Genomic DNA, 26933 nt, shown 5'->3' with positions numbered 1-26933 from the left:
GTACAGTTAAACGGGATATTTTTATAAAACTAAATATTACTGACCTACAAGTGTCCCGAATACTTGTCTTAATAAAAAGCCCTCACCAGTTGGTGGGAAACATGTTCGTACGTGATTCGGTTTTGGACATTTCACTCTCTATTTCTTATGTTGTTTGATCAGAGAAATGGTGTGGAACAGTAAGCTCTTATTTCCCCAGTTCCCATGTCCAGGTACAACTGTTTTGACGTGTGGGTATCTGTCAATTACCTTTTTAACGGAGTCATCCCATTGTTCCACATTTGCATCAGAAAGATTGCCAAGATCTTTTGCATCTAGTGATTTAATGAGGCAACCACCGAATAGTAATTTATATTGGGGAAGCCAAACAGTAATGTTATCTTGCGAATGACCTTCTCCAGGGTAAAAGGATTCAACTACTGTGTCGCCTACTTTCATTACTGGGTTTACATCGAGTGTCGGTTTCGGCGAAGGATATCCATAATCTTTAGCTAGTTTTGCTGTCAAATGGGTACTACGTACATCGATTCCCTGATTCAGTAACGCCTGAATCCCTCCAATGCTATCATCATGCGCATGAGTAATCAGGGCCAAAACAACTTTTTTCTTCAAATGTTTTTTGATCATCTTTAATAACTCTTCAGTTTTTTGGTAGTTATCCGCTGTATCCCATGCTGTATCAATCAGGACTATTCCTTTGGAAGTTGAAACAATTAACCCATTGTGGTCGTAGGTTGTGCCATTCCACTCATTATAAGATGTATGTGCCCATACTTTGTCATTCAATTTCGTTAACACAATCGTCTTTTCTGGATTGGTAATCTGAGTAGGAGATGATTTTTTAGATTGAGCCATCGTTTGATAATTAAACGATGTCATAGCAACGATCAATGTTAGTAACAAACTAACCACAACTTTTCCTATCCATTCCTTACTGGTTTTCAAATGGAATCTCACCTTTCCCATCGGATTTCAAAGCTTACAGACCTTATAGGACCTCCAATCCCAAAGCAATGAAATTGTTTGTTCATTATATAACAAAAAGCATCGATTTTCACATAATATTTCAATAGATTTGTAGGCCTTAGGGAGACAACTCCTTCGCTCCTATCAAACAAGCCCCGCCATTTCAGCAGGGCTCGTCTTCCTTACATCCTATCGGGTCCATTTTTCAATTTCCAGTGTCTCCTCATCCAGCTCCACCCGCACCGTCTGCTTGACTCTTTTTCCCTTAGCGACCGAGCGGAGCCGAATATTCCCGTCATGCCTTTCCACGATTGTCGTCGTCGCCTTCATGCCGTTCATCCGAGTTGTCAACCGCCCCGACCAGGACGGATCGGAATGCAGTTTCTGCTGAACCCGAGCGATTCCGCTTTCCGCGGCGTACTGGGCGCGAATCATCTCCCACTCGCCCATCGCGGCGTGACGAGTCCGCACCGATTGAGAGACGGCGACTGTCACCAGTAGAAACACCAGGATCATCACGGCCAGTACCATCGGCAGAACAATACCCCGCTGATCGGTCGTGGTCCGAACACCCCTACGGCGTTTCACGGGGCTCTTCCCCGGATATAAGTTTGATACGAAACATCACTGTGCCAATTTTGCAGACCGATATCCACGAAAACACCTTCCCGATCCGTGGCGAATGTAACGATATATACATTGTGTGCCATGACCGTCCTCCCTTTGAATCGCTTTTCACCGGCACGGCGGACACTCCGGACCAATCGCCGGCGGTCATGGCTGTAACGAACGGTATCCCCCGACGATCGTTCAAACAACAACCAACCCTCTTCCGTCAGCCGGAAATGGCGACCGCTCTTCACTTCGTCACGAAAATCCGTCATCCATGCCGCCGCTTCCCCCTGTAGATGCTGCTTGCCCACGATTTTTTTCAAATCCCGCTCCATGGATAGATACAGATTCATCACAGCGGGAATGATGATGACCAAAAGGGAGAGGACCACTGCCAGCTCCACATAGGTGAATCCTTGTTCACTGTGGAGGAAGGAAGATACTGTACGCTTTTCAGGGTAAGATTTTGTTTCCGCTTTTTTTCGTCTTTCCATGTAACCTCCACCTGGATGCCCACCAGCCCCGAACCCAGACGCGTTTTTTTCCATTGGAGCTGATACGTTTTCCTTCCGACCTTTTCTCGGGTTTCCCCTTTTGTCGATACCGGTGACGAAGTCTTCTGCACCTGCTCCATTCGGTCCTGAAGCAGCCAAGCCGCTTCCCACCGCTGGGTGCGAAGGGTTTGTTGGTGCTTCAACTCCAGGTAAACAGGAACAGCTACAGCGATGATCACACCCAGAATCATCAAAGAGGTGACTACCTCGACCAGGGTGAACCCCTTCTCACCATCGGTCACGGATTGACTTCCACTCGCACCCTTCCCGACGCCACCTGAATCACCGCCTTCCCTACCATCTGCTTTCCTTCATAAAGACGGAGGGTTCCTCCCCTCATCTGGCCGGTACGGCGAATAACCAGCCTTCCGCCGGGATAGTTGCTTTCCAGTCGATACCGGGTCGGCACTTCTTTCCGACGGATCACCTGTTCACCTCGAAGGACGGTATAACTCTTCCCATCCCGATCCAGGCGTACCACTGTCTCTTCTTCTCTCATCACCGCTTCCCGCTGGGCCATACGAATATCGGCGGCCAAAGCACCCAAAAACAACTCCCGGTCCAACCGATCTCCCAACTGGGCAAAGGCGGGGAGAGCCAAGGCGGTCATCACACCCGCTAAAGCCAACGTGAGGGATACCTCCACCAGCGTCCAACCGCCCTGACGCTCCCGGGAAGCCCAATAATGGTTCCTTCCTTTAATCCCCATGGATCGAGCACTTCACCCGTTTCTCCACAGAAGCCGATTTTTGGATCGTATAGTTGCCCTTTGCCGGACATTCAGGTAATGTACGGAGGTACCCCCGTCTTTTTAACTGTTGAACACTGGAGGGATAAGAGCCTAATTCCAAAAAATAATTGTCCGCCTGGGAACCGATCAACTTTCGATTAGCGGCACAGGCCCGTTCCTGAGCCGATTCCCCAGCCGCTTTCAGGTTGGGCAAAGCAATCGCAATAATAACGCCGATCACGAACAGCACAACCAACATCTCAATCAGTGTAAATCCCCGCTGGTTATCCAGCTCTTTTTTATATTCCGCCATCATTTCTCTCCTTCTTCTAAAAAATCGATTTCAGAATTCCGCCTTGCTGTAACCTCCAAAGAAAACCTTGTCCTTACAAGGCCCGGACGAGGTTGAGCATGGGCAAAAACAGAGCCAATACCGTCGCAGCCATAAAGACTCCAATCACAAAAATGAGAATCGGCTCCAGACTGCGAGTGACCCGGTACATTCGTTCCCGAATCACGATTTCCGTCCCTTGGGCCAGAGTGAGCAGGGATTGATCCAACCGGCCGGATTCCTCTCCCAGGGCCACCAATCGGGACAGGGAAGGCAAAAAAAGATCTCCTTCCGCTTCCAGAGACCGGTTCAGGCTTTGACCGGCCAACAAGCGTTCCCGGATCCGCCAAATCCCAGCGGCCAAGGGAAACCAAGGAGTCAGGGAGTTTACGATTTCCACCGTTCGAAGCAGTGGAACTCCCGAGCGAAGCAAGGATCCCATCTGAATGGCAAAATAATGGGTAAATCGCAAGGCAAAATACTTTCTGGCCACCGGCATCCGATACATCCACCGGGTCCAGCTCCCTCGCTTGTCCGAAGGTAGACGGCGAAGAACCAGATAAAAAAGAACACACAAGCACAGTACCGCCGCTATTCCGTACAGGACATAACGCACGGACCCGTACAGGGAAATCAATATCTGTGTATAGAGAGGCAGCGTGATACCCATGGTCTCATACATGTCGTGAAACCGGGGAATCACCGTCGTAATCAGGAATAAGAAGGCACCACCGACCAGGATCAACACTACCGCCGGGTAGGTCATGGCCTGAGCCAGATCCCGGATCAATTTCCCCCGTTCCCGGTAGTAGGTTTCACACTGTTTTAATCCAAAGATATAGTCCCCATGCTCCTCCGCGGCTTTCATAAAAGAGACGAACAGCGGCGGCAGTCGCTCTCGCGCCAACGCCTCGGAAAGACTGCGACCCTCGTCCAAACAGCGACAGATCCGGTCGGATTCCTCCCGACGCAGTACTTGCTGCTCCGTGAGCAGATGAATGCTCGGCATTAAGGGAAAACCGCTTTCCAACAGATTGGCCAGATGTTGGCCGAAAAGGACCAACCGGTCATCGGTCCATCGGGTTTTACGCATCCGAATCGACCACCCGATGAAATTCCGACATGGTCGTCTCACCCTTCACCACTTTTTCCATCATCACTTCCCGCAAAGATCGCATCCCCGCCTTTTGGAAGATTTGACGCAGCTTCGACAAAGGGACCCGCTCCACGATCAAAGGTTGAAACTCTTCTTTAAAGGATAACACCTCAAAGATACCGGTCCGCTCCCGATAACCGATCCGGCGGCAAACCTCGCATCCCTTTCCTCCGCACTCTTGACAGATCAAGCGGACCAGCCTCTGGGCCACAACACCGATCAGAGACGAAGCGATCCGATAAGGCTCAATTCCCATATCCAACAGCCGCGTAATACTGCTGCAGGCATCCACCGTATGCAGAGTCGTCAGAACCAGATGCCCGGTCAAAGCGGCCCGTACGGCAATGTCCGCCGTCTCGACGTCGCGAACCTCTCCGAGCATGATCAGATTCGGATCCTGCCGCAATACCGCCCGCAGTCCCCGAGCAAAGGTTAGTCCCGCTTTCAGATTGACCTGGATCTGGTTGACACCGGCCAGTTGGAATTCCACCGGATCCTCCAACGTGACCAGGTTGGACTCCGGCTTGTTCAATGCCTGAAGAATCGCATACAGGGTAGTCGTCTTTCCCGCCCCTGTCGGACCCGTTACAATCAATAAGCCGCCGGGACGGGAAATGAGTTGGTTCATCCGTTTCTTTTCCGCTTCCCCCATCCCCAGCTCTGACAGCGACATCAGCTCAGGCCGGTTTCGCAGCAGCCGAAGAACGATTTTTTCTCCATGTAACGTAGGCATCGTGGAAAGCCGAACATCCACTCGCAGTCCCTCGTGATTCAGCGTGAGCGCTCCGTCCTGAGGCAGCCGCTTTTCCCCGATGTCCAAATGACCCATGACCTTGATCCGGGAAATCAGCGGGTACATATCCTCCTTGGGCAATTGATCCACCGGCATCAAAAAACCGTCCACCCGCTGACGGATGCAGAGATGGTCCGCCCGGGGCTCGATATGTACATCACTCGCCCGGGAAGCGACAGCCTCCTCCAGCAACTGACTCACATACTCGGCGGCATCCATCATCACCACCTCACAAAAATGGAACAATCTATCATTCAGCCCTAAATTTCGACAATGATCGGGGGATTCCTTCCCAGAATCTCATTTTTTGATTATTTTCTTCCTTTTCGAAGAGATCTTAGGCTCCCAGTGTTGCTGGATACCAGTTTCCTTGTCATCGTGCCACCTTAATTGCTCGCTTCCGTCGGAGCATCACTGCATTAGCTTTAGAGGTCGAAAAAAATGGGTCTATCATTTCATTAAATACCGATAATGTTTATAATTAATATAAATCCATACCTTTTCTTATTTTTGATACACTATTGTTTCTTGGAATTTCTCTGTTCAATTTTGTCTCTCGTCATCACAAAACGAAATCATCATTTTTCATGACGATGGAAAGGACGTTGGTAATGACCGCATCACCTCAGCAAATCTTTGAGTATCTTTTGGACGTTCAAAATCTGACCCGACCTCCGATCCGGGATTTTCGGCAATTGGAGAAATCATTCTATGTGGATGACCTGCCACGGGGAGAAGGTTGTTACTTGTTTGGGGAAGAGGATATTGGGGACGCATGGCTCGAAATACATAAACAGGAAATTCCCTCAGCCCCGGAACCGGATCCCCTGTTCAAAGAGTGGTTAAAAACCGATTACCGTCAAAATCAGACACCCCCTCAAGTCATGGAAAGTAGAGAATTCCTTCCCAGTCTCCACTTTGGCAAGGAAGCTCCGCCTTACCGGGTAGAAAAGTTTGAAGATCGACCCGAGCGAGTCGAAGCTTTTCATCAATGGTTGGAGCATTGGGAAGCCTGGGCGGAGGAAAACCAACACAAGATAAAGATTCAGAATGTGTATAACCAATTGTTCACCTTGGTGAACCGGATGGAGCGAGAAGGGGAAACGCTGGAGCTGGCCTTTGGTCACGGCCTCCTCCTGTGGGATCACCCACAAGGACGGATTCTCCATCCTCTGCTGACCACCCGAGTGGAACTTCACTTCGACGCCCGGAAGGGAAGATTCACCTTAACTCCCACCCAGCGGGGAACGATGCTTGAAACGGAAATGCTGACCGGGGTGAAGCTGCCCCAGGAAACTCAGCTTCCCCGCCTAAGAAAATGGGTGGAACAAACCCGGCTCAATCCCTTAAACCGAGAAGAAGCGATCCCTTTTTACAAAGAAATGGCTCAGACGCTTCATCCGGAAGGGCGATTTATCGATGGTGAGAGCCGGATAAAATTCAGGAAAACCCCGGTCATTCTAGAAAAGCCGGTTTGGTTCCTGCGAAAGCGGGCCACTCAGCTGTGGAAAGATGAATTTCGCACGGCCGTCGAAGCCCTGGAAGAAGGGATGAAAGTACCCAAAACGATCCAATCCCTTCTCCAGATGGACCCGATTCACCCCGATGAGAAAGAAAGGAATGCATGGGCCGGTGTGAGAAAGGACTTGTATTTCCCCCTGCCGGCCAACGAAGAACAAAAAGAGATTGCCCGCCGTCTCGCCCAAAACTATGGCGTCACCGTGCAAGGGCCTCCGGGAACAGGCAAAAGCCATACCATCGCCAACCTCATCTCTCACCTGCTCGCCCATGGGAAAAAAGTACTCGTGACCAGCCACAAGGAACCGGCTTTGCGGGTACTGGCAGACAAAATTCCGGAGGAGATCCGATCCCTGTGTGTCTCCGTTCTCGGGCGGGACTCGAAGTCTCTACAAGAAATTGAGCAATCGATCGGAGCCATCTCCAACGAGATGGCCGTCCAAGACCCGGAACGCCTGGGGCGGGAATTGGAAAAATTGAAGGACGAGCTCAAACAAACCCGTCATCGAGTCACTCAATATAAGAAACAGTTAAAGCAGATGGCCGATCAAAACGTGACCCCGATCCAATGGGCCGAAGAATCCCTCTCCCCGATGGAAGCCGCCCAAAAACTGACCGAGACCGAGGAAGAATTGGGCTGGATTCCGGATCGGATCGAGACCGCGCCCCCTCTGACCGATGCCGAAATGCGAACCATGTGGGCTCTCGCGGGAGAACTACCTTCGGAGACCCGATTGTTACTGGAGCAATCCTTTCCTGACCCGGATACCCTTCCCAATGTCGCCGCTTACCGTGCCCTTTTGGCTGAAGGTAAGAAAAAGGAAGAACAGGTGAACCAATCCGGGAATCTCCTGGAGCGATACCTCCTCCCCGATTCCGATACGGACCGCCAAGAACTGTTGGACCTTCTCCGGCCCATTTTGAAGGAAGAGGGATGGATGCGGTCCCCATTTGCTCAAAAAATCCTCAACGATTTGTTGGCCGGGGGAAAACGAGAGGAGATGTGGATCAGACTGATCGATTCCGTAGAGGAAACACTGGAGGATATCACCGGGATTCGTAGCCGATTGGCGGAATATGACCTTCAGCTTCCGGAAGCTCCCCGCCACCAACTACAACAGGATATCCGAACCCTGATCCGACGTCTCCAATCGGGAAAATCCATTCGCGGATTGTACTTGATACTGTCCGGTCGCAAATTGCGTTATCTGGTGGAACACCCTACCGTTGACGGCCATCCGATCCAAACCGCCGAAGAAGCGGAATTGATCTCGGAGCAGCTGAAGCTGGAAGACAAACGGGATCGTTTAGTCAAAAGATGGAATACCCTCTTGGATGAAGTAGACGGCCCCACCTTGGATCCTACCCAAAGCCGGTTTGTGGCCCGGACAGATGAGCTGCTGAACCATTTGAAGCAAATCGTTTCCATCAAAAAATTGATCCTGGACCTGAAATCAACAACCGAATCCCTCACCCTTCTGCCCGAAGACTTCCGGTGGAACTCTCCTCAGTCCTTGAATGAACTGCAGGAAGCTCTTCAGGCCATGGAAAGGAGGTTGGAACACCAACAATGGAAAGCGGAATACGAACAACAGACTCAGTTTCTTGTTCAGGAATCCGCACATTCCAAATCCCACCCAATCTGCCAACGATTGGCGGATGCTTGGCAACAAAAAGACGCCAACCTTTGGGAGACGGCCTATGAGGAACTGCTCCAACTCCATGATTACCGGCAAAAAAACCGACAACTCCAGGAACTAACCACTTCATTGCAGAAGGCGGCACCGAACTGGACCGACCGCATTTTAGGCCGGATGGGAACGCCCACCCCCTTCCCCGATCGATGGCGAGAAGCCTGGGAATGGAAGCGGGTTCACACCGAAGTGGAAAAGGTAAACGCCCTTCAACCGGAAAAACTGGAGCTAAAGCTGGAGGAAGAGCAACAACGGGAACGGCGTCTTCTCGGATCCATCGTGGCCAAATCCGCCTGGAGGGAACAACTGCTCCGAATCACCGAACCTCAGAAGCGAGCTTTGGTCGCCTGGAAACAAAAGATTAAAAAGATCGGGAAAGGAACCGGGAAATATGCCGCCAAACACCGCCAGGAAGCTCGTGTGGAGATGGAACAATGCCAGCCGGCGATCCCCGTCTGGATCATGCCCGTGGACCGGGTGATTGAAAATCTGGATCTCCGGAATGACAAGTTTGACGTGGTCATCGTGGACGAAAGCAGCCAATGCGACCTGTTTGCACTCACGGCCCTGTTGCGAGCGGAACGGGCGGTGATTGTGGGAGATGACGAACAGATCAGCCCCGCCGCCGTGGGAACCGATCAGGAAGCAGTCCGTTCCTTGATCCGTCACCATTTGCAAAGGGTTCCCCAAGCCAATGGCCTGGATATGCAAACGTCCCTGTACGATGTCGCCACCCGTATCTTCCCAGGCAACCTGAGGCTGAAAGAACACTTCCGCTGCGTCCCGGAGATCATCCAGTTTTCCAACGATCTGAGTTACGGTGGAGAAATCATCCCCCTGCGCCTTCCCACACAGGAGGACCGGCTGGAACCCCCGGTTCTGGCCCGCCGGGTTGCGGGCTACCGGGATGAACTCCACAAGATCAATGAGGTCGAAGCGGAGAGCATCGTGGCCGACATTCAGGCCATGGTGAAGGAGCCAGCCCTTGAAAACAGGACCTTCGGGGTGATCTCCCTTTTGGGCAATGAGCAGGCCGAATTCATCGAAGATCGCCTCCGGGAAGCCATCGGAGAGGAGGAAATGCTGAAGCGGAAAATCATCAGCGGAGACGCTTATGCTTTCCAAGGGGATGAGCGGGACATCATCTTCCTTTCCATGGTCATCGCCGACAATGTTCGTTATCAAGCGCTAGTCCGAAAGGATGCCAAGCAACGGTTCAACGTCGCCGCCAGCCGGGCCAAAAACCAGTTGCGCTTGTATCACTCGGTCGACCTGAAGGATCTGAATCCCGACGACTTGCGCTATCGCCTGCTGAATTACTGTTTGAACCCCCACCGTGTCATGGAGAAGGTGGAAAAAGCCGAATCCCTCTGCGATTCTCAGTTTGAAAAGGATGTCCTCCGGATGATCATCGCCCAGGGGTACCAGGTCCGACCCCAAGTCCAGGTGGGAAGGTATCGGATCGATCTGGTAGTGGAAGGCTTGAAAAACCGTCTGGCCGTCGAATGCGACGGCGACCGGTGGCACGGCCCCGACCGCTGGGAAGAAGACATGCTCCGCCAACAAACCCTGGAACGGGCCGGCTGGACCTTCTGGCGCGTCCGTGGCAGCGCCTTTTACCGGGATCGCAAAAAAGCCATGGAGTCCCTATGGCGAAAGCTAGAGGAGATGGGAATTGAAAAGGAAGCCCGAATGAGTGCAGCGGAGGCACCCGGAAACGAAGAAGAGCTCCGAGTCTCCCCCCGTTAAAACACCCTACCTCCGACACGATCGATAACCAAAGAAAGGTCCACTCCCTGGAAGAGCAGGCTTTTCTCCCTCATTTGACTGTTGCTGAAACGGAGTTTCTAAAACTCTTTGCCAAACCGAAAAGAAGTCCTCACCTATCCATCCATCTCGGAAGTGTGGGTGGATGTGGTACTTGTGTGAATAAAGAGGGCTGCTGATCGTAATCAGCAGCCTTTTATTTATAATAAGTACATCATTCAATTCAGACATGTTGATTATCCAAAAATAGTATAAAGTTTGGGTCGTTGAAGATGATCAAATAAGGAAAGAACCCACTCTGCAGGAAGCTGGACGGACCAGAGATTTCGCATAAAATCCAAAATAGAGACCTTTTCAAAGCGAACCGGCTTTTCCTGGCTGTAAAGCCGACGCAATAACACATGATATGCGATACAAGTACAAAAAAGCTGACCGTAAACGGCGTTCATGGTGGTTCTGAAGAGGTGCTTGACATTCAGATGCTGCTTCATCCAGCGAAAAAAGAGCTCAACCTGCCAGCGTTCACGGCACAGTTCGGCGATCGTTTCGGCTGACACTCCCCTCAGGTTGGTAGTCACATGGAACTCCCACCTTTTATCATCTCGGAAAGAAACCATCCGAAAACGTTGGCGGCTCTCCCCCAAATAGCAAGTACCATCCCGGAGGACGGGAGAGTCTTCAGGGAGGGATTTCCAGCTTGAAACGGTGAGATTTCTCCGTAACCGCACCACAAAATGGACTCCTGATTGATCCATCTTCTCCATTCGCTTGACATCCACATAAGCCCGATCCTGAACCGTTACAGTCTGGGGGGCTTTAAGCTTTGGAGCCATTGGGGCATCGTGAGTACGGGCCAAAAATTCCTCAACCTGACTCAAGGCTTGAGTGACAGATCCAGACGAACATACAGCTTCACACCGGATTTTTCTCCCCGAAAACGCGCCTTGTCCCACAGTCATTGTGGTGGGATCAAGCGTAAAAGGGGCCTCTAGAGGAAAAGCGAACGTCGGGTGGTCCAATTGCAACGCTGAATGAGCCATTCCAGCCCTTCTTTTATCAAAGTATAAGGAACTTCGGAGGCTTTCTTGGAAAAGGGTCGACTGATCCACACGAAAGGAAGAGCTGAAATCGTTTGGAGCTGTTTTTCACTGTGACGAAAATCCCTTCCAACCGCCCACTGCGGAAACAATCCAAAAACCAACAGGTCGCGAAGGGGAAATTTTCGTGCAGTGTCTTGGTAGCCTGCCTTTGTGCGATCTCATCTAAGGAAAGAACGAGCAGGAGATGCAAAATAATGGTATCTTGTTTCATAGGGACTCCATTGTGTTGGGATTTGAGATTGGGGAACTTTCAAACCCATTGTACACAAAGGAATTTTTTATCTCCCTAAACTTAGGTTAATCAACATGCGTGACCTCGCTTATTCCTTTTATACCCGATTTCCGTTGTTTTTTTCCGGAGGTTTTCCGGTGTTTTTCAGGTCGTTTTCCGTTCTACTTTTCTTCAAATCCTTTTTAGCGCCCTCTTGTTTTAAAACATGACGTTCATGTTCATCCAACTGATATCTTTTATTTACTTCTTTTTTTCTCGTATGTTCAGCCTCCTTTTCCATAATCAATATGAGAATACGGATAATCCTTATTGCTGAACATATGAAATAAACAGCAATGAAAACCCATAGTATAATGAATATCTTTGAGAAAATACCTTCTGGCCTTTCTTTAATATGGTACATGAATATTGATAAAATTATATTCAAAAAGCCAAATTCTATGGTTTGTTTAATATATTGGAAAAAAACTATTTTTTTAGTACTCGATTTTAATTGCCCGTTAGTTCCATACTTATAAACATGTTTCACAACCTCAGATCGAGACAGGCTAAGAATAAAATAGCTAGTAAAGCACCCAAAAAACCTATGATAATCGAAGTAAAAGTGATTGATCCATCAAGCATTTTTTCCAAACCACTAATAGCGGGAGAAACCCCGAATACAGCTACTAAGAATGTTGTAATTATACTGATTAAAAACGGGAAAAGCCTCTCCCATGAGATTTTCATATTAATCATCCTCTAATTTAGGCAAAAAAATATCAATAGTTTCTCTTCTTTCTTCGTATTTTCTGATCATAATGTCCACCATATCGTTATGATCTATTCCGTCTCTTGGATTATATGTATATATTTCTGAATCAATGAGACGTTGTTCAATTAAGTCTACAAGGTCAAGTTTAGATAAGTCATCTTCAAACTTGACTTTTGCGCTAGTTATGTGCTTTTTACTCTTAAAAATATCCCTCAACAAATTTTTAGCTTTAATAATAGCAAGAGTACTTTTTCTTGCTTTACCCACTGAGAGAACCAATTGACCATTCAAAGCTTCAAGTTCTTTGAATGAAAGTAAATGTTTTTCTAAACCCGTCGGTTCTTCAGTCGCTTGCATCTTATTCAAGTCCGCAAACTTAATATCAATTTTTTTTATTGATCTCATGTCTTCAATCTTTTCATCTATATTAGGCAATAGAATTGGCCTAAGTTTTACAATATCGTTTCCCTTAGCAAATTGAGTTAAATACCACTCTAAACCGGCCCTCGTAATACTCTCTCTGTTTCTTTGCAATATCAAAACACTATTTAATCTGTCATAAATAGCAGAAACCTTATTTCCTAAAAATTCATCGTCCTCCAAGTTCATAGGTCTAGTTGGCTCATCTTCTCTGGCAAGTGAAGGTGGATTATCGTCACTTAATTTGCAAAACTGAAGATGGTAAAGTCTTTTATTTTCCTTATACCCCCAGTCTTCTAACCGAGCCCGCTCGTTTTTGTAATTTCTCGTCCTATCTTTGTGACTCAATTCTCTCCACTGATTAATAGTTGGTTCTAAGTTATACAAATAGTATTCAGAGTTATTATCTTTAGGATTCTCACCATGGGGATAAAAGATGACTTGGAAGTAATCAAAGAATATTTCTTTATCATGAAACAGCATCAATAGATACCCTCCCCCAAAATTAATAACTAACAAATGAAACTTAACATTTTTTCAGTCTGGAGGGTATTAGAACGTATGTTCGAATTATAACATATTACATAATCGATGTAAAACGAATATTCACATTCAAACAACTTCTTTTAATGTTCACCTCATCTAAGATACAACGGATCACGCATGTACGTACTATACTCACAATTTCTCGGTTCAATGTGTCTACTTGATTGACCTAATACCACGTTTTGATGCTACTTCGCATGTTCCCGATAGACATTGTTCCTCTCAATTCAATAATAATCTGTTTCCGATCGTCTCCGCCAAGTCATACGATTTCCGATTATGATTAATTGTCTTTGTGTTTAAACTAGTTACCTATGAAAACAAAGAAAACGCCAGTCTTTTTTCTGGCGCTTTCTTGGTCATATATCATACACCCTCAATTCAAACGGCTCTTCCCCATACAACTCTGTCTTGGTTCCCGTCACATCTTCCATTCGCAACATGCAGGCTTCCCCCACGGGGTATCGACCTTCGATTAGGGTGAAGGAGACTTCCTGGTGGCGCTCTGGTGCTTCTTGTTCACTGTCGAAGACGAGGTTCACTTCGTTTGAAATACGATCATCTTCCAGATACAAAGCCACACGGAGATGGCGGGGACGAAGGTCTTGGGAGACTTTCTGCTCCTGGAAAAACAAGACGTTGAAGCGATAGTGGGTGATTACTTTGGACCGCATCGCCACCCGGACATCGATCCGTTGTTCTTCCTTTTTCCGGGCCTGTCCGTGGATCTCACGGTATTGGATCACCGGAACCACGGCTTCTTGGGGCATGGGGCCGCCGTGGACAAATTTCATTCCGCCTCCCGATTTAAAGCGGTTGAGTCCCTTGGGCACCGCCGCCTCCAGTTCCAGATTCAAATAGTCGAGGGAAACTCTTTGCACTCCTGGAGGCACCACCAGATCACGACCGATGGCATAGCGCCGGTGCTGCTCAATGACGGACCCCGCCACCCGTTCAGCCAATCGGTCCGCCTGCACGGCCGTCTGTTGATAGAGAAAACCGTGATCGGCGGTTATAAAAATGCGCTTGGCACCGAAGGTTCCGGTCAGTTTCCCCACCACCCGAGTCAATTCCTCCACCGCCTGATGAACATCGTCAAAGGTGTAGTTTTCGGTCACCTGGTGATCCCCAGTAGCATCGATCCGATTATGGTACAGGTAGATCACTCTTTTGCCTTTGATCGCTTTCAACCCTTTTTCCTTGCCTAGATGAATAAAGTCATCCAGCCGAAAAACGGCCGATTCGGGAACCGCCTTTTGCAGGATCTTTTCCCGGTTTTTCATTCCTTTGGCCGGGATCCCCTCCACAAACACAGTTCCCTGATCGTCGATATCAGTCACCTCACCGGGAAGTAAAGCGGCCATCCCCAGTTGGGTGCAAGAAGGAAGCGCAGCCTGCATCGGTTCCAGGGAAACTTCGGCGTTCAGTCGCCGGCCCAGCTTATCCGACAGTTCGGCACCCGCCTCAAAGCGGAGGGCATCGGAGAGGATTACAAAGATGCGTTTCGGCGAGCGATTCACCAAGGGAGCGATTCGATCCCGGAAAAAGCGGGACTGCTGCAATACTCCCTCCACGGGCCACTGAGCCGTCAGTTTCTCTGACATGAGACCATCCGTGTAAGCGCCCCATTTGTGCAAAAACTCATCTTCATACCACTGGGTCAGCCAATCGCTGATCTCTTTCAGCACCTCCGGCATCCCGGCCTGACGGTAGATCCACATCATCTTCCGGTAAATCTGGTCCACTTTGTAGTCGTGTTCCGAGTAAGCCTTCAACCAGTCCCGGACGGTCATCCGGTGATGATCCCGGCGCTCCTCTTCGCTGAAAAGCACCATGGCCAACGCATGGGTGAAAAACTGATATACAGACCGAATACGGGGCTCCCGGGCCCAGGGCGTGTTTAACCGCTTGTCGATGATCTCGTGCAGTTTTCGGCCGGTCACCCCGTGGTGCAACAACATCTCATTGAGATATTCGATCAAGATCGTATCCGCCACCTGGAACGTGCGGCAGTCAGCCACCTGATCAGGAGGCAATTGCCTGAGCCGTTCCCCGAGCCCCCACTCCGCTTCCAATTGCTTCAACAGGGGCCGGAGGAGCGTTCGACCCGATTCTTCCCGCAGCCAATCCTCTAAGAAAACATAGCAGGTGTTAGGCATACGGGTATGGAAAGACGGGAAATGCTTTTCCAATTCAGGCGTGCATGTGACCGCGTGACACTGGACCAGAGTGGCGAAAACCTCCCGTAATGTAGGGGAGTCCGTTCCAACCAGCCCGAAATGGGCGTATAACCAGTCATAAAAATCATCTGCATGAGCGAACTTCCGGATCTGGGTGAGCGCCTGGTTCTTCTCCTCATCCAACCCCCGCTCCAGAACGGATCGCACCAGGTCCGTCGGCTCCGTACTCTTGGCCTGAGTAAGCACGGCAAAGACAGCCGCTTTCCAGTCCCGTTCATCCCCTTGCAGAGGAAGGAACCGGCGAAACTTTTCCTTCCGCTGTTTTTCCCGGAAAAACACGCGATACCTCTGCAAAAACGGACGGGCCAAGGTGGCGTCCAGCCCCAACTCCTCTGCGAGCAAGGCGATTTCGTCGGTTTTAAACTCGGTGGAGTACAGAAAAATGTCCAACAACAGATTTTTATGATCCGGAGGCTTCACAAACGGGGCGTACAGGAGAAAAGAGGTCTCTTGCTCTTCCACTTCCACCTTGTATTTGGTCCGGAAGGCGTTGAGTTGAGTCAACTCCCACACCCGAATCCCCTGTTCCTCCAGGGTAGGGCGGATCTCCTCCAGATCCCGCCCCTCCCCGTCTTCGTCATACCAGAACACAACGGCCCGATTCCCGGGGGATCGGGCTTTTTCTTTTTCAAACAGCTCCAGCAGTTTGGCCGTCAGCTTCAACTTCGCTTCCACCCGCTTTCCCATCTCCTTGTTCCGTTCCAAGCCACCTTGAGAAGTATAACAAAAAACGATGAGCAGTGGCGCCTGCTCATCCGTTTCATTTATTATCGAATGCTTGCCAGGACATCCCCCAGCTTTTTATAGTTCTCAACCACTCCGTCGTCCAGATCCAGCTCGATGCGCCGATTAGCCACTTCAGCCAGCTTCTGGTCGTACTGGATCAGCTCTTCCTGTCGGTCCCGGAGGGTGGTCAGCTTCTTGGTCAATTGGCGTTTTTCACTGGCGGAGAGCGCGGGGTCGGTCAGTCGCTGTTCGATGTATTTCTCTTCCTGGTGCAGTTTCACCTGCAGTTCCTGGACGTAACGGAAACGGAGAGTCCCCATGGTATGGGGATTGTAGCGGTGCAGATAGATCAGGGCCCGCATTCCCTTTTTCTTTCCCGAGTCGGCCATCCAGTAGATGGGCCGCTTCTGATAGATCCGGCAGTGATCCTTGTAAAACTCATCGAAGAAGTAGCGGCGAATCCGATCTTCGGCGCTCTCATTGTTTCGGATCCTGCCCAGGGACTCCGCCAGCCACTGCAGATTCCCGGCCAGCTCTTCTTCCCCGTAGATCGCCCCCAGGATCCGGTTGAGCCAGGTGATGATGTCATCCTCAAAATAGGCGACATCAGTCAACGGCACAATCCCGTCCTGATCGGGGACGATCGTCCGGTACTTCGAAGCGTCCCACTCGCCCCCGGCATAGGCCAACCCTTCCACATCAAGAGAATAACGGCCCATGATCAAACCGACGCAGTAGGAGAGGAAGGACTTTGCATCTCGCTGCCGGTCCGCCTTACGCACTGTGACCTCTTCGTCGGACACCTCCGGGGTCAGTTCATCTTGAAGTCCGTAGAGATCGATGAAGATGCGATTCAGTTCTTCCTCGTTGGCCTTCAATTGGTTAAACTGCCTCTCGGCATGCTCCGCCCAGTTGGCGTAAGACTGGGCCAAGTTTTTGGCCTCCCTTTTGTAGGTGAGGAAGGGGTGTTTTTGGAAGTCCCAGGAGGTTTCGAAGGAGTCCCAGTCGGTTTTGGAGAGGGAGATATTCTCATCCGCTATACTTGACACACTTAATTCATTATCGAATGCAACAGGTATTTTTTTAATATGTCCTACTTCAAAGTGAATTGTTTGACTAGATATTTCAAGTAAATAATTACAAACTTTACTTAACATAAAGCATAGCAAGGTTTTTATGTCCGATTTTTTACAAAAAACCATTGATCCTGTAGCGTCAAATAAAAAACCTTTAGGTACATATCTAACCCCAAAAAAAGAAGAGCTGATGTCTGACCATGTTATACCCTCTCTAAAAATGAAGCTAGAATTACGAATTACAGAGTTTTTATATCCCTTTATCTCTTCCCCATTATTTTTCCAATTGATAATATACTCCTGGTTCCCATACCACTTTCTAAATTTTCCTCCTTTGTTATGCGGAAACCATTTTTTCATACTTAAAAGTTCCTTTTTAGCACCAAACTCAATGTTACCCAAATCAACTTCATACCATAAACGTAAAAACCGGTTGTTATCAGCAGTAGTTAAACCTTTTTTCGGAGCGTACACTTCTTCCAGCTTTTTATTCTCACGAAACACCTTCCGCAATTGATCCGATGCCCAATAAGCAATGGGAGAGCCGGGGATGTCTTGAAAGGCACTGTGTTCACGATGATATACATTTTTTCTCTCCAAAAACCCCTGTTCCTTGTTTCTCGTGTATTCCACCAGTCGATGATAACGACCTGTAAATTTCTTCAGATTCATCTTTCTCATTACAAAAGCTGTACTTTGCACTACTTCACCACTGACATCTTCAAAAGCATGCGGCCCCAAATGCAGCATGGACAGGATGGTGTCTTGTCCCATGATCTTTTTTCTCAGCTTTTCATAACTGCTCAAAAACATCCAGGAATGTTGATTGATCGCCGCTGAAAAGCCCGCTTTTCGTGCAAAGCTATTATTTCTCTCCATAAAAACGGCAAACAAGTCATTCTTGGAATCCGAGTACTCCCTTTTCACAAAACGGCTCAACTCCGGATTCATCCCTTTTGCACCCATATACGGCGGATTGGTCACCACCACGTCATACTGACCCGCCAACACCTTCGCCTGTTCCAGTAACTTCCTCACCAAAGGCAACTGTTCGTACAGCTGCGCCTCGAACAGCGAGGGGCGGCCTTCTTCTATCAGCTGATCCACCCGAGTCATCCATCGATCAAAGTCGCCGGGTTCCGGTTGCAAAATCGATCCGTAGTTTCGGGCACCCACAAATTGATCCAGCAATTTTTTCAAGTCTTTTTTCTCTTGCTCGCCCTCTGCCACATAGGCGGCCATAGCTTCTCTGTCTATAAAGTCGGATTCTTCGATGGCAAGGATGTTCACCTTGGGAGGCTTGCGAAGCACACGACGGGATTTTTCCCGGGCTTTCATCATGAGGACAAAGGCGGCCAGCTGGGCGGCCCGTTTGTCGATGTCGATCCCGTAGAGGTTCTTTTCCAGGATCAGCGTCGGGATGTCCCGGGCCGGATAGCCCCGTTCCTCGTAGATCGAGTACAGGAGGTCAAAGGCATAGACCAGAATATGGCCTGAGCCGCAGGCGGGGTCCAGCACCGTGATCGCTTCCGGGGAGAGGTCCGGATTTTTTAGCTGTTCCAGCTGTTTTTGTACCGCTTCTTTCTGCTCCGCCGGTTCGATGTAGTAGGTCATCTTCTCCTTTAGCTCCGACTCGGGGTAGGACTCCAGCCACAAATGACCCAGGGAGTTTTCCACCATGTAACGCACAATCCAATGGGGGGTAAACAGCTGGGTGGCGGCCGGGATGTTGTCTTTTCCGATCTTTCTATTTTTCTTCAGTCCGGCGAAGACCTCGTCTTTTTTCTCCGAAATGTAATACTGATACAGCCACCCGATCACCTCCACCCGGTCAAAGTCTTCCTCGGACAATTCCCGGTTCATGACGTTAATAACCGAATCGGAATGGAGAAGGTTGTCCGGAAGGAGAAGAACGGCGTAGTCATCGATCTTTTCAAAGAGGAAGGGCAGGCTTTCGCTCAGTTCGTCGCACTGGGCGATCAAGAGCTTCCGATAAGCCCCTTCCCGATCCCCTGCCTGCAGGAGGTCATCGATTTCCTCCACGCCCACCGGCAGGCCGGCCTGGTGGTAATCGGTAAGGATATCCGGGTCCACCTTCCCCGGTGTGTGGCTGGAAAGGACACGGATGCGGGAAGGAAGATAATTGTGCACTTCCATATAACGGATGGCGATAAAGCGGTTGAACCAGGTGTAGGCCACTTCCTTGATCAGCTCTGTATAGCCCTTCTCCCGCAGGGCCTGAAACAGCCGGTTGAAGGCTTTTCGGTCCTTTTGTCCGTAACGCACCTGATTGACTTCGATGTAATCGGCCCTTTCCGTGACGTCAGGCAAGCCTTCGGACGTGATTCCGAAGGATTTGGCCTTGTACTTCACCTGCTTCATCAGTTCCTTGCGGGCGAAAACGGCGAAGTTCTTCAATGCGGTTTTATTCATGGTGACACCTCTATTTGATAATGTGGATTTTGCCTTTCTGCAAGGAAGACTGGAGGTAGGATCTGAATTCATCCAGGAACGCTTCCAACTCTTTTTCGTCATTCAGCTGTTTCCCTGCGGTGGGAACCCACTCGGACAGGGACACACGGATCACTTCTTCTCCATCCGTCACCCTTACCAGTTCTTCTTGTAAACGGGTGTAATCCGTGGCCGCTTTTTCCCGGTACGTCGACAGGGTAGAGCGGTTCTCCGCCTGGTTCACTTCTTCTCTGTACACTTGGAATTGAGCTTTGGCTTCCCGGATCAGGGAGACGGCATCGGATTGGGTGGCGTTTTCAGCTTCCATCCTCTCCACCGCGTCTTCCATTTCCTCGATCTGCTCCCGGACCTTCTCCGCTTCCTCTTTCACCAATTCATTTAAGCGTTTTTTCAGTCGCTCACACAGACCGGCCAAATGGGGGATTTCCCGGTACGGATCCGGGTTTTGCAGGATAGCCTCGATAGCCCTTCTATTTTTCAGCACCTCATGATCCCGATCAAAGGTGATCAGGTCGTCGGCGCGGCGTTTCAAGAGCGTGACCGCCTGATCGAACAGCTCTTTCCCCTTACCATTGTAGAAGGAACGGTAATGTTCCAGCTGTTCCACACCGTCCAGGATGTCATCGAAGGCGTCGATGGTTTGATGGACAAAGGTTTTTGAATCATGGATTTCCAACAGGGACTCCATCTGTTCCCGGATGGATCCAATCTCCTCCCGATTGGGATAGGGGTATGCGGGATCGCTGGTGCGCCCCTTTCCTTCCATCGCTTCGGCTTCCTGTTTCACGTTCCCGATCCGCTCCCGGAGAAGACGAGCCCCGTCCTGGTAGGTATCCACCGGCTCATAGTAATTGAACACTTCCTGAAGCAAATCGGCGATATCACCCCGGACCCGCGGCGAAAGCCCTTCTTTCACTTTCAGTTGAACTTTTTCCAGATCTGCTTTTTTCGTCAGCCGTTTGACGTAATCCGGATGGTCAGCGTGAAGCGGTTCATTTAGATAGGTGAGCTCCACCTTACCCGCATGATCCAGGGCGGCGACCAACCCGGCGATATTGGCTTCGTTCCATCCATAAGGCTTTCGAGTGAATACCTCGTACAGTTGTTTCAGTATCGCTCTGTGTTGCCGTTCCAGGAAACGGTTCACTTCATCGAAAGCCAGTTGGTTGGCACGTCCGCCTGCAGTCGTGGAGTGAGGAAGACCCTGGCGGGCCCAGTCCAGAATCGTCTTGTGGGTATCGTTCAGAGGGACGGATTCTTCTATGTAACCCCACTTCGGATAGGCATTTTCCACGAGTTTTTTCAAAGCTTCATTAACCTGACTTTCGACGGTTCCGCTGAATGTATAATCCCTTCCGTCGATGTAAAAGACAGCTTCCTGACAAGCGGATTTCAGCTTATCATAGCCCTGCCGTTCAAATTCCTGCTGCTGGTCCCGCAAATGGTTGAAGATTTTACGGTACTCTTCGGATAGATTGGTGGTGTTTTTCACCCGGAGGTAACTGTCAATCCTCTCGGTACTCTCCAATGCCTCCTCAAAGGTTTTGGCCTGCTCATCGGGGATCCGCATGATGGCGACCCCGTTATGAGACTGAAGCCGGGCTTCTTCATCCGAGAAGTTCCGGGTGATGACCCACAGGGTCAGATCATGGGAAGAGGTCCCCTTCACATATTCGTTGAACTTCTTGTTGAAATCAAAGGGCTCTTTATTGTACAAAAACCGCGGGGCGCTGTAGATTTCGTTAAAAAAGTACTTACCAAGACGGGCATCGATGTTCGCCTCATTGATCGAGGTGCGCTCCACCTCCCGCTGGACCTCCTGTTCATCGTCGCTCAGGAACGTAAAGGTCTGGTGGGCGTCTTCCTGAATTAACACTTTATTTTTGAGCCGATAAAGGGAGCCCCTCACCTGTTTGTTTACATCGGCCTTAATGGCATCGACACTATCGATCATGAGGGTGGTTATATTTTCCACAGTCGCATCGATTTCCCGGACACCTTTAACCATATACAGAACTTTGAGCACCTCGATGTCAAAGTCTTCAATCCCTTCCCGACTTCGGGCCCGGCTGATGGTACTGACGATGGAACCGTCGAGAAACCGGCGGATCGTTTGATAAAACTGGGAGAATCGTGCCAGCCGGTCGGTCCCCTCCTCTTTCAGCTGAAGAGCCACTTCCTGGACGGCATTCAGCAACGAGCGTTCCCCGTGGGCCAAATGGGCTCCCGCTTCTCCCTGGTTGCGAACCTTTTCAAAGACTTTTTGCAGGAGTTCGATCTGATAGGGAACAAAAGGATAAAAGCTTACAAAATCCTCTGCCGAGTGATAACCGGAATTCAATGCTGAACGGTTCCCGTCAAAAGCCAGCAGGTTTTGCAGGGATTGCTCTTCCATATCAAACCGGCTGTGAAGTTCATCAGCGGCGGGATCGGTTTTTTCCAGGAGGCGGCGCCGGATCACCTCATCGGTGTTGGAACTGGTCAGGTTGATCCGGGTGGGGAAGCGCCCCTGAATCTTGGAATAATCGTCAAAACCGGCGATCTTGGTCACCGAACCGATCTGTTCTTGAGAGGTGACCAACACCCAGACACGCCCCCCACAAGCTTTACCCAAATCCTCCACGACCGTTTGCAGGTTCAGCATCAGCCGGCGATTGTCTCCGATATATTGTCCGATTTCATCGACGAGAAAGTTCAGGCGATAGCGGGGTCCCTGTGTTTGGCAATGGGAGGCCACCAGCTGGGCAAACTCCTCGGAACTGATGGAAAAGTCCCGATTGGCCGATGCGAGGAGATCATCGGCAGTCGCTTCGTCAAAATCCATGCGCTTCAGTGTTTCTTTGAAGGACTTGCGCTTGAATTTGATTTGCTGGCGGCTATTTTCCCAAGGGGTTCCATCCACTTCCTCGAATGTGCTTTTAAAAACTTCATAATCGCCGACTGCGGCGATTTGCCGTTCCATATCGGCGATCCAAAGGGTCGAGGAGTAACCGAGGTGTTCATTGAATGCCTTCAGAAATACTTCCACGATCATCTCTTTTTCGTCTCCGGGTCGGTTGTGGGCCGAGGCTTTGGAGTCGATATTGAAGAGGATCGAATGGGTGTCGTATGTAGCCACGCGCTTCATTTGTTCCAGTAGTGCCTGATTGTCGGTTTTATCGGCAAAGTAGTCCACCGGCTTCTTCCCATATACCGTTTGCCCATCCAAAAGATAGGATAAAATTTTCAAAAAATGGGATTTACCGGAACCGAAGAATCCGGAGATCCATGCTCCGATTGCAGTGGTGGGCTGCTCGAGGCTCTTGACATAGTTTTGATAGAAATAGACCATGTTTTCTTCAATTTCCTTCGTCATCACATACTCACGGAGTTCGTCATCCTTGGTAACCTCGTCGATCTGTCCCGCCTGTACCACACCGTTGATATTTCGTTCAATATTCTTTGAAAACAGCTCTTTGATGGTAAAGGTATCTTGAAGCATACAAACCGAACTCCTCTCCGGAAGACTAACTCTTGATGGAAAACGCCCGATAATACCGTTGGGTGGGAAAACGGTTAAACATCATCAAACCCTGTTCACTGTAACTTCCCGGATAGAAAACCACCACGGGTACATTCACTTTCAGGTCCCCGAGGTTGTAAAGGATGCTGTTGGTGCGAATCATGGGATATACCGATCCCATCCGTGTGATAAAGATCATTTGCTTTCCTCGGGAACGTTCGGCGATGATTTTTGCCAAACTCCGGGATTCCAGCGAGGGGGACATGGCATCAAACAGCTCGTCGGTGCCTTCCTCCCGTTCCAGCTCCAGCAAGCTGTCCACTCCCACCCCGGAAAATTGTTCCATCATCAGATCAAACATGTTCACATGAAGCACCTCAATGGGCAGACGTTGGACATACCGCTCCACCGCCGCCCGGACAATGAGCTCCTCCTCGGGTGGATAGTCAAAGATAAAGTAAGGGACTTCATTCGCCAAGCCCCGTTTGTTGAGAAACTCCTCTTTCTGAACCTCATGATAAAAGGCATCCAGTTTTTGCTGCAGTTCTGTCGTCATCCCCTTACCACTCCCCAGTCAACGAAATCTCGACCAACATCCGGTGTTCCGGATGCTCCCGGACGTAATCCCTCAGCTCACCGCTGATCGGAACTGGGCGAATTTCCCATTCCGTTTCGCCGGGAATGATATATTCCGCTTCATTACAGGCTTTCAACATGACTTGTCGCATTTTTTGCTTGGTTTCAGGAGTGAAATTCCGGATCTTCGGACTTTGTTCCTCTTTTCTTTCAAAGAAGTCGACGATATCCGATTGGGTCACTCTCCTCTGCCCCTGCTCGTGGAGATAGACCACCACTTCATAGATGAACTCCCGAAAAAAACGGTAACATTTCAAGTAGGCATACAGGAGAATCGCGTTGACATCGGCACTGATGCCGTTTTGAACCAACCGCCGCAAACCTTCGTCCAATTGATCGACCCGCTTGAATACCTTACGCAGGAGAACGATATTGGCCTGATGGCTTTTTTGCCGAAAAAAGTTTTCCTGGAATGCTTTTTCTTTAATTTGTTTTTTATCTAAACCTTGATCGAGTAACATGAGAACTTGTTTTATTTCATATCGGTAAAGGTGTTCGGATCCCGATATAAACCCGGCAGAATAGCCCTGACTCATTCCTCTCACATCCACGCTTGAAGTTCTAAACTATTTTCCCATATCACGAGCCTTTCGAGAAGAGTATCACCTCAACATTTCCGCCTTTTGTTGTTCCGCCCACTTTTTCCAAACCGTCCGCCAGGCATAAAAATCATTCACCCGTTCCCGATCGTCCTCGAAGCGCTCTACGGTGGTCTGCTCTTCCTCTTCTCCTTCAAACAAAGGAATCGCATCCGCATCCACGACCTCCCGTTCCTTTATCACTTGCGGCAACGTGTCCGGATCCCGGTAATCCGTTGCCAACCAACCGGCAAAGGAAGCTCTCGGACGCGGCGGTTCGTGGGGATCCCGTTGTTCCAACAGGGGAGATATCTCTCCACGGTAAAAGAGGATCAACTCATGATGGGCCCGGGTGATCGACATATACAGCATCTTGGCGTGGTGGGTGTGATCCTGAAAGGTTTTATCGCTTACATCCTCGATGATTACGGCATCAAACTCCAAGCCTTTGACCAGATAGGAAGGAATGATCACCACCTTCTTTTCCAGACGCTGATGGGCCGCGGTAACCAACTCCAGGTCTACAATTCCCTTGCTGTTCAACTGATGATAGAGATCGGTCGCCGCTTCCACATTTTTCGTCAAGATGGCAATCGTTTGATGACCGGACTCCAGCAAGCATTTAAGCGCCTGTTCCATTTGGTCGCATAGATCCCCGTAATGCCCCACCTTTTTCAATTGCGGTTCTTTTCCTGAACGGTTGACCGGGATAACCAAGGGATAAGGATAGCTGTTATTGATTAGCACCCGGTTGGCCAGATCCATGATTTCCTTGGTGGAACGGTAACTGGTCTGAATATCGATCCGTTTTACATCGTGTTGGTCCTGAAGGTAAGACTGAAACTCGTCCCAACTGTCCAGACCGTAAAAGGAGAAAATCCCCTGAGCGACATCTCCGAGAACGGTTATCGACCGGGCATAATCCTTCATGATGGCCAACTGAAAAGCGCTGTAGTCCTGGGCCTCGTCGATGACAATGTGATCATACTCCAGTGTTTTTCCGTTCATTTTGGCATCCAGGTAAATGAGGGGGGCGATATCTTCATAAGTAAATTGTTCATGTTTGATTTTTTGTCCGTTTTTCAGCAACAATCCGAGGAGTTTTTCATCCATATCCGGCGAAAAACGGTTGAACACCCGTTTTTGAAAGACATTTTTATACATGCGAACCGCCGATATTTCCTTCATTTTTCGCACGTATTCTTCTATCGCTTTTTTGGCTTGTTGGCTGAATTGTTTTAAGCGCAAATCTTTCGCCCGTTCCAGGGCTTGGTATACATTTTTGCGGTCTTCGCCTTCCGGGAGCGTCATCACCCATTGTTGATAGGCTGTCTCAAATTCTTTTTCCAACTGGTCTTTGTAGGCTTTTCCTTCCTGTTCACTCCAGTTTAGAATGAATTGCTTCACCTCACGAAGTCGCACATTCATCGGGAGGTGAAGACGGGAATGATAGAACCGTTCAATCTCTGCTCTGGATAAAGTGTGACATTCGGACAGATGAATATCCTTGTACGGGAGCAGAGTCCGTCCCACTTCAGCCACTAGATTATCCAGCAAAGTTTTAAATTGCAGCGATCCCTTATATTTGGAAATCCGGATCCGATCTTCTTTTTTCTCATCGGTATCGATATCCACATAATTTTGGTAGAGATCCGGGATCTCCCTAACGTCAGTGAAATAGGTGGAAGCCCAATCATAAAAGGTCCTCTGTTCGATTCCATCGATATCCAACTCGGGAACCAGGTTGTGGATATAGGAGAGAAACATTTCATTGGGAGCCAGGATCAGCACTTTTTCCGGACGGATCCGCTTCTGATACTGATACAGCAAATAGGAGATGCGGTGGAGTGCGATGCTGGACTTTCCACTGCCGGCAGCCCCCTGGACGATAATCGTGTGCTTGATGGGAAGGCGGATGATCTCGTCCTGTTCCTGCTGAATGCTGGCAATAATCTCCCGGAGTTGCAACTCGTCCCCTGTATGACGCAGGATCTCCTCCAAATAGGCATCCATCATTTTCACTTTTTCTCCGGAAGCGGTTTCCACAACTTCGGTTGTTCCGGTATCGGAAACCTTGATAACCCGGTCCTGTTCAATGGAGATCACCCGCCTTCTCTGAATCTCCACTTTACGGTTGGGATCGTTATCGATGTAAAACTCTGACTGAACTCCTTGGTAAGCGTTGTAAAGCTTCCCCAAATCCGTTCGCCAATCAACTACGATCAAATCACCGTCTTTTTCAACCCCTCTTTTGCCGATATAGATGGTCTCTTCTCCGAATTCGTCTTTAAAATCGAGCCGTCCGAAATACGGGCGAGGGCGAATCGTCTCCAGGGATTTCAATACTTTTATGTTCTGCTTAAAGAGTTGTTCTTCGACTTCATCATGAGCCGGTTTCTTGCATGCAGCCGATTTTTCTTTGATCTGTTCCTCCAACACCGTCAGCGTTTTGTCCAAATATTCCTGTTCCTGTTGAATAACCTCTTCCATTCCCTTCCCCTCCCAAAAATAAAGCAGTGTCCTATCAATC

At 49.4% G+C, this 26933-nt stretch carries 19 protein-coding genes; 1 reads left to right on the top strand and 18 read right to left on the bottom strand.

Annotation, left to right across the window (positions count from 1 at the left end; genetic code table 11):
- Positions 1 to 138: 138 nt before the first annotated feature.
- The 8 genes from bla to CHM34_RS09830 form a co-directional block, all read right to left on the bottom strand.
- Positions 139 to 945, bottom strand: a complete 807-nt coding sequence (gene bla / locus CHM34_RS09865; RefSeq protein ID WP_094264534.1) for a subclass B1 metallo-beta-lactamase — start codon at positions 943 to 945, stop codon at positions 139 to 141.
- Between the two features lie 210 nt (positions 946 to 1155).
- A complete protein-coding gene (locus CHM34_RS09860; RefSeq protein WP_094264435.1) occupies positions 1156 to 1554 on the bottom strand; it encodes a hypothetical protein in 399 nt (132 codons plus the stop codon).
- Positions 1551 to 1982 (bottom strand): hypothetical protein, encoded by a 432-nt coding sequence (locus tag CHM34_RS09855; RefSeq protein WP_141201677.1) that lies wholly within the window; start codon positions 1980 to 1982, stop codon positions 1551 to 1553. The genes CHM34_RS09860 and CHM34_RS09855 overlap by 4 nt, the downstream gene beginning before the upstream one ends.
- Positions 1931 to 2374: a type II secretion system protein gene (locus CHM34_RS09850; protein WP_094264433.1), complete on the bottom strand. Its 444-nt coding sequence runs from the start codon at positions 2372 to 2374 to the stop codon at positions 1931 to 1933. Before CHM34_RS09850 ends, CHM34_RS09855 begins: the two co-directional genes overlap by 52 nt.
- Positions 2371 to 2841: a GspH/FimT family pseudopilin gene (locus CHM34_RS09845; protein WP_094264432.1), complete on the bottom strand. Its 471-nt coding sequence runs from the start codon at positions 2839 to 2841 to the stop codon at positions 2371 to 2373. Before CHM34_RS09845 ends, CHM34_RS09850 begins: the two co-directional genes overlap by 4 nt.
- Complete coding sequence (locus CHM34_RS09840; protein WP_094264533.1) at positions 2831 to 3175, bottom strand: competence type IV pilus major pilin ComGC; 345 nt, start codon at positions 3173 to 3175, stop codon at positions 2831 to 2833. The genes CHM34_RS09845 and CHM34_RS09840 overlap by 11 nt, the downstream gene beginning before the upstream one ends.
- Before the next feature lie 73 nt (positions 3176 to 3248).
- Positions 3249 to 4286 (bottom strand): type II secretion system F family protein, encoded by a 1038-nt coding sequence (locus CHM34_RS09835; protein WP_094264431.1) that lies wholly within the window; start codon positions 4284 to 4286, stop codon positions 3249 to 3251.
- Positions 4279 to 5361, bottom strand: coding sequence for a GspE/PulE family protein (locus CHM34_RS09830; RefSeq protein ID WP_169713679.1), 1083 nt, complete (start codon positions 5359 to 5361; stop codon positions 4279 to 4281). Before CHM34_RS09830 ends, CHM34_RS09835 begins: the two co-directional genes overlap by 8 nt.
- Before the next feature lie 392 nt (positions 5362 to 5753).
- Here CHM34_RS09830 and CHM34_RS09825 point away from each other — a divergent pair, with 392 nt between their 5' ends.
- Positions 5754 to 10103, top strand: a complete 4350-nt coding sequence (locus CHM34_RS09825) for a PDDEXK-like endonuclease domain-containing protein (protein WP_169713678.1) — start codon at positions 5754 to 5756, stop codon at positions 10101 to 10103.
- Between the two features lie 254 nt (positions 10104 to 10357).
- Here CHM34_RS09825 and CHM34_RS09820 read toward each other — a convergent pair whose 3' ends face one another.
- The 10 genes from CHM34_RS09820 to CHM34_RS09775 all read right to left on the bottom strand — a co-directional run bounded on the left by CHM34_RS09820 (position 10358) and on the right by CHM34_RS09775 (position 26893).
- On the bottom strand, positions 10358 to 11080 hold the full coding sequence (locus tag CHM34_RS09820; protein WP_240511970.1) for an IS4 family transposase: 723 nt from the start codon (positions 11078 to 11080) through the stop codon (positions 10358 to 10360).
- 470 nt (positions 11081 to 11550) lie between these two features.
- Positions 11551 to 11982 (bottom strand): hypothetical protein, encoded by a 432-nt coding sequence (locus tag CHM34_RS18960; RefSeq protein WP_169713677.1) that lies wholly within the window; start codon positions 11980 to 11982, stop codon positions 11551 to 11553.
- Positions 11979 to 12182 (bottom strand): hypothetical protein, encoded by a 204-nt coding sequence (locus CHM34_RS19310; protein WP_094264426.1) that lies wholly within the window; start codon positions 12180 to 12182, stop codon positions 11979 to 11981. Before CHM34_RS19310 ends, CHM34_RS18960 begins: the two co-directional genes overlap by 4 nt.
- A gap of 1 nt (position 12183) precedes the next feature.
- Positions 12184 to 13110 carry a DUF6731 family protein gene (locus tag CHM34_RS09805; RefSeq protein WP_094264425.1) on the bottom strand — a complete coding sequence of 309 codons (927 nt, stop codon included), beginning with the start codon at positions 13108 to 13110 and terminating at the stop codon, positions 12184 to 12186.
- Between the two features lie 422 nt (positions 13111 to 13532).
- Positions 13533 to 16118, bottom strand: a complete 2586-nt coding sequence (gene pglZ / locus CHM34_RS09800) for a BREX-1 system phosphatase PglZ type A (protein ID WP_094264424.1) — start codon at positions 16116 to 16118, stop codon at positions 13533 to 13535.
- Between the two features lie 62 nt (positions 16119 to 16180).
- On the bottom strand, positions 16181 to 19648 hold the full coding sequence (gene pglX / locus CHM34_RS09795; RefSeq protein WP_094264423.1) for a BREX-1 system adenine-specific DNA-methyltransferase PglX: 3468 nt from the start codon (positions 19646 to 19648) through the stop codon (positions 16181 to 16183).
- A 10-nt stretch (positions 19649 to 19658) separates the two neighbouring features.
- Positions 19659 to 23168: a BREX system P-loop protein BrxC gene (gene brxC / locus CHM34_RS09790; RefSeq protein WP_094264422.1), complete on the bottom strand. Its 3510-nt coding sequence runs from the start codon at positions 23166 to 23168 to the stop codon at positions 19659 to 19661.
- Between the two features lie 25 nt (positions 23169 to 23193).
- On the bottom strand, positions 23194 to 23745 hold the full coding sequence (locus tag CHM34_RS09785) for a BREX protein BrxB domain-containing protein (RefSeq protein WP_094264421.1): 552 nt from the start codon (positions 23743 to 23745) through the stop codon (positions 23194 to 23196).
- Positions 23746 to 23749: 4 nt separating this feature from the next.
- Positions 23750 to 24361: a DUF1819 family protein gene (locus CHM34_RS09780; protein ID WP_094264420.1), complete on the bottom strand. Its 612-nt coding sequence runs from the start codon at positions 24359 to 24361 to the stop codon at positions 23750 to 23752.
- A 66-nt stretch (positions 24362 to 24427) separates the two neighbouring features.
- Positions 24428 to 26893, bottom strand: coding sequence for a HelD family protein (locus CHM34_RS09775; RefSeq protein ID WP_094264419.1), 2466 nt, complete (start codon positions 26891 to 26893; stop codon positions 24428 to 24430).
- Positions 26894 to 26933 lie beyond the last annotated feature (40 nt).

The organism is Paludifilum halophilum (assembly GCF_002245355.1).
Lineage (GTDB): Bacteria > Bacillota > Bacilli > Thermoactinomycetales > DSM-45169 > Paludifilum > Paludifilum halophilum.
Note: the sequence above shows the minus strand (reverse complement) of the source record. Positions and strands in the feature narration are given on the sequence as shown.

Coding starts and splice junctions, on each gene's coding strand:
- brxC (WP_094264422.1), bottom strand. CDS start 23,168: ATGCTTCAAGATACCTTTACCATCAAAGAGCTGTTTTCAAAGAATATT.
- CHM34_RS09785 (WP_094264421.1), bottom strand. CDS start 23,745: ATGACGACAGAACTGCAGCAAAAACTGGATGCCTTTTATCATGAGGTT.
- CHM34_RS09830 (WP_169713679.1), bottom strand. CDS start 5,361: ATGGATGCCGCCGAGTATGTGAGTCAGTTGCTGGAGGAGGCTGTCGCT.
- CHM34_RS09840 (WP_094264533.1), bottom strand. CDS start 3,175: ATGGCGGAATATAAAAAAGAGCTGGATAACCAGCGGGGATTTACACTG.
- pglX (WP_094264423.1), bottom strand. CDS start 19,648: ATGAATAAAACCGCATTGAAGAACTTCGCCGTTTTCGCCCGCAAGGAA.
- CHM34_RS09780 (WP_094264420.1), bottom strand. CDS start 24,361: ATGAGTCAGGGCTATTCTGCCGGGTTTATATCGGGATCCGAACACCTT.
- CHM34_RS09775 (WP_094264419.1), bottom strand. CDS start 26,893: ATGGAAGAGGTTATTCAACAGGAACAGGAATATTTGGACAAAACGCTG.
- CHM34_RS09805 (WP_094264425.1), bottom strand. CDS start 13,110: ATGCTGTTTCATGATAAAGAAATATTCTTTGATTACTTCCAAGTCATC.
- CHM34_RS09825 (WP_169713678.1), top strand. CDS start 5,754: ATGACCGCATCACCTCAGCAAATCTTTGAGTATCTTTTGGACGTTCAA.
- CHM34_RS19310 (WP_094264426.1), bottom strand. CDS start 12,182: ATGAAAATCTCATGGGAGAGGCTTTTCCCGTTTTTAATCAGTATAATT.
- CHM34_RS09845 (WP_094264432.1), bottom strand. CDS start 2,841: ATGGGGATTAAAGGAAGGAACCATTATTGGGCTTCCCGGGAGCGTCAG.
- CHM34_RS09820 (WP_240511970.1), bottom strand. CDS start 11,080: ATGACTGTGGGACAAGGCGCGTTTTCGGGGAGAAAAATCCGGTGTGAA.
- CHM34_RS09835 (WP_094264431.1), bottom strand. CDS start 4,286: ATGCGTAAAACCCGATGGACCGATGACCGGTTGGTCCTTTTCGGCCAA.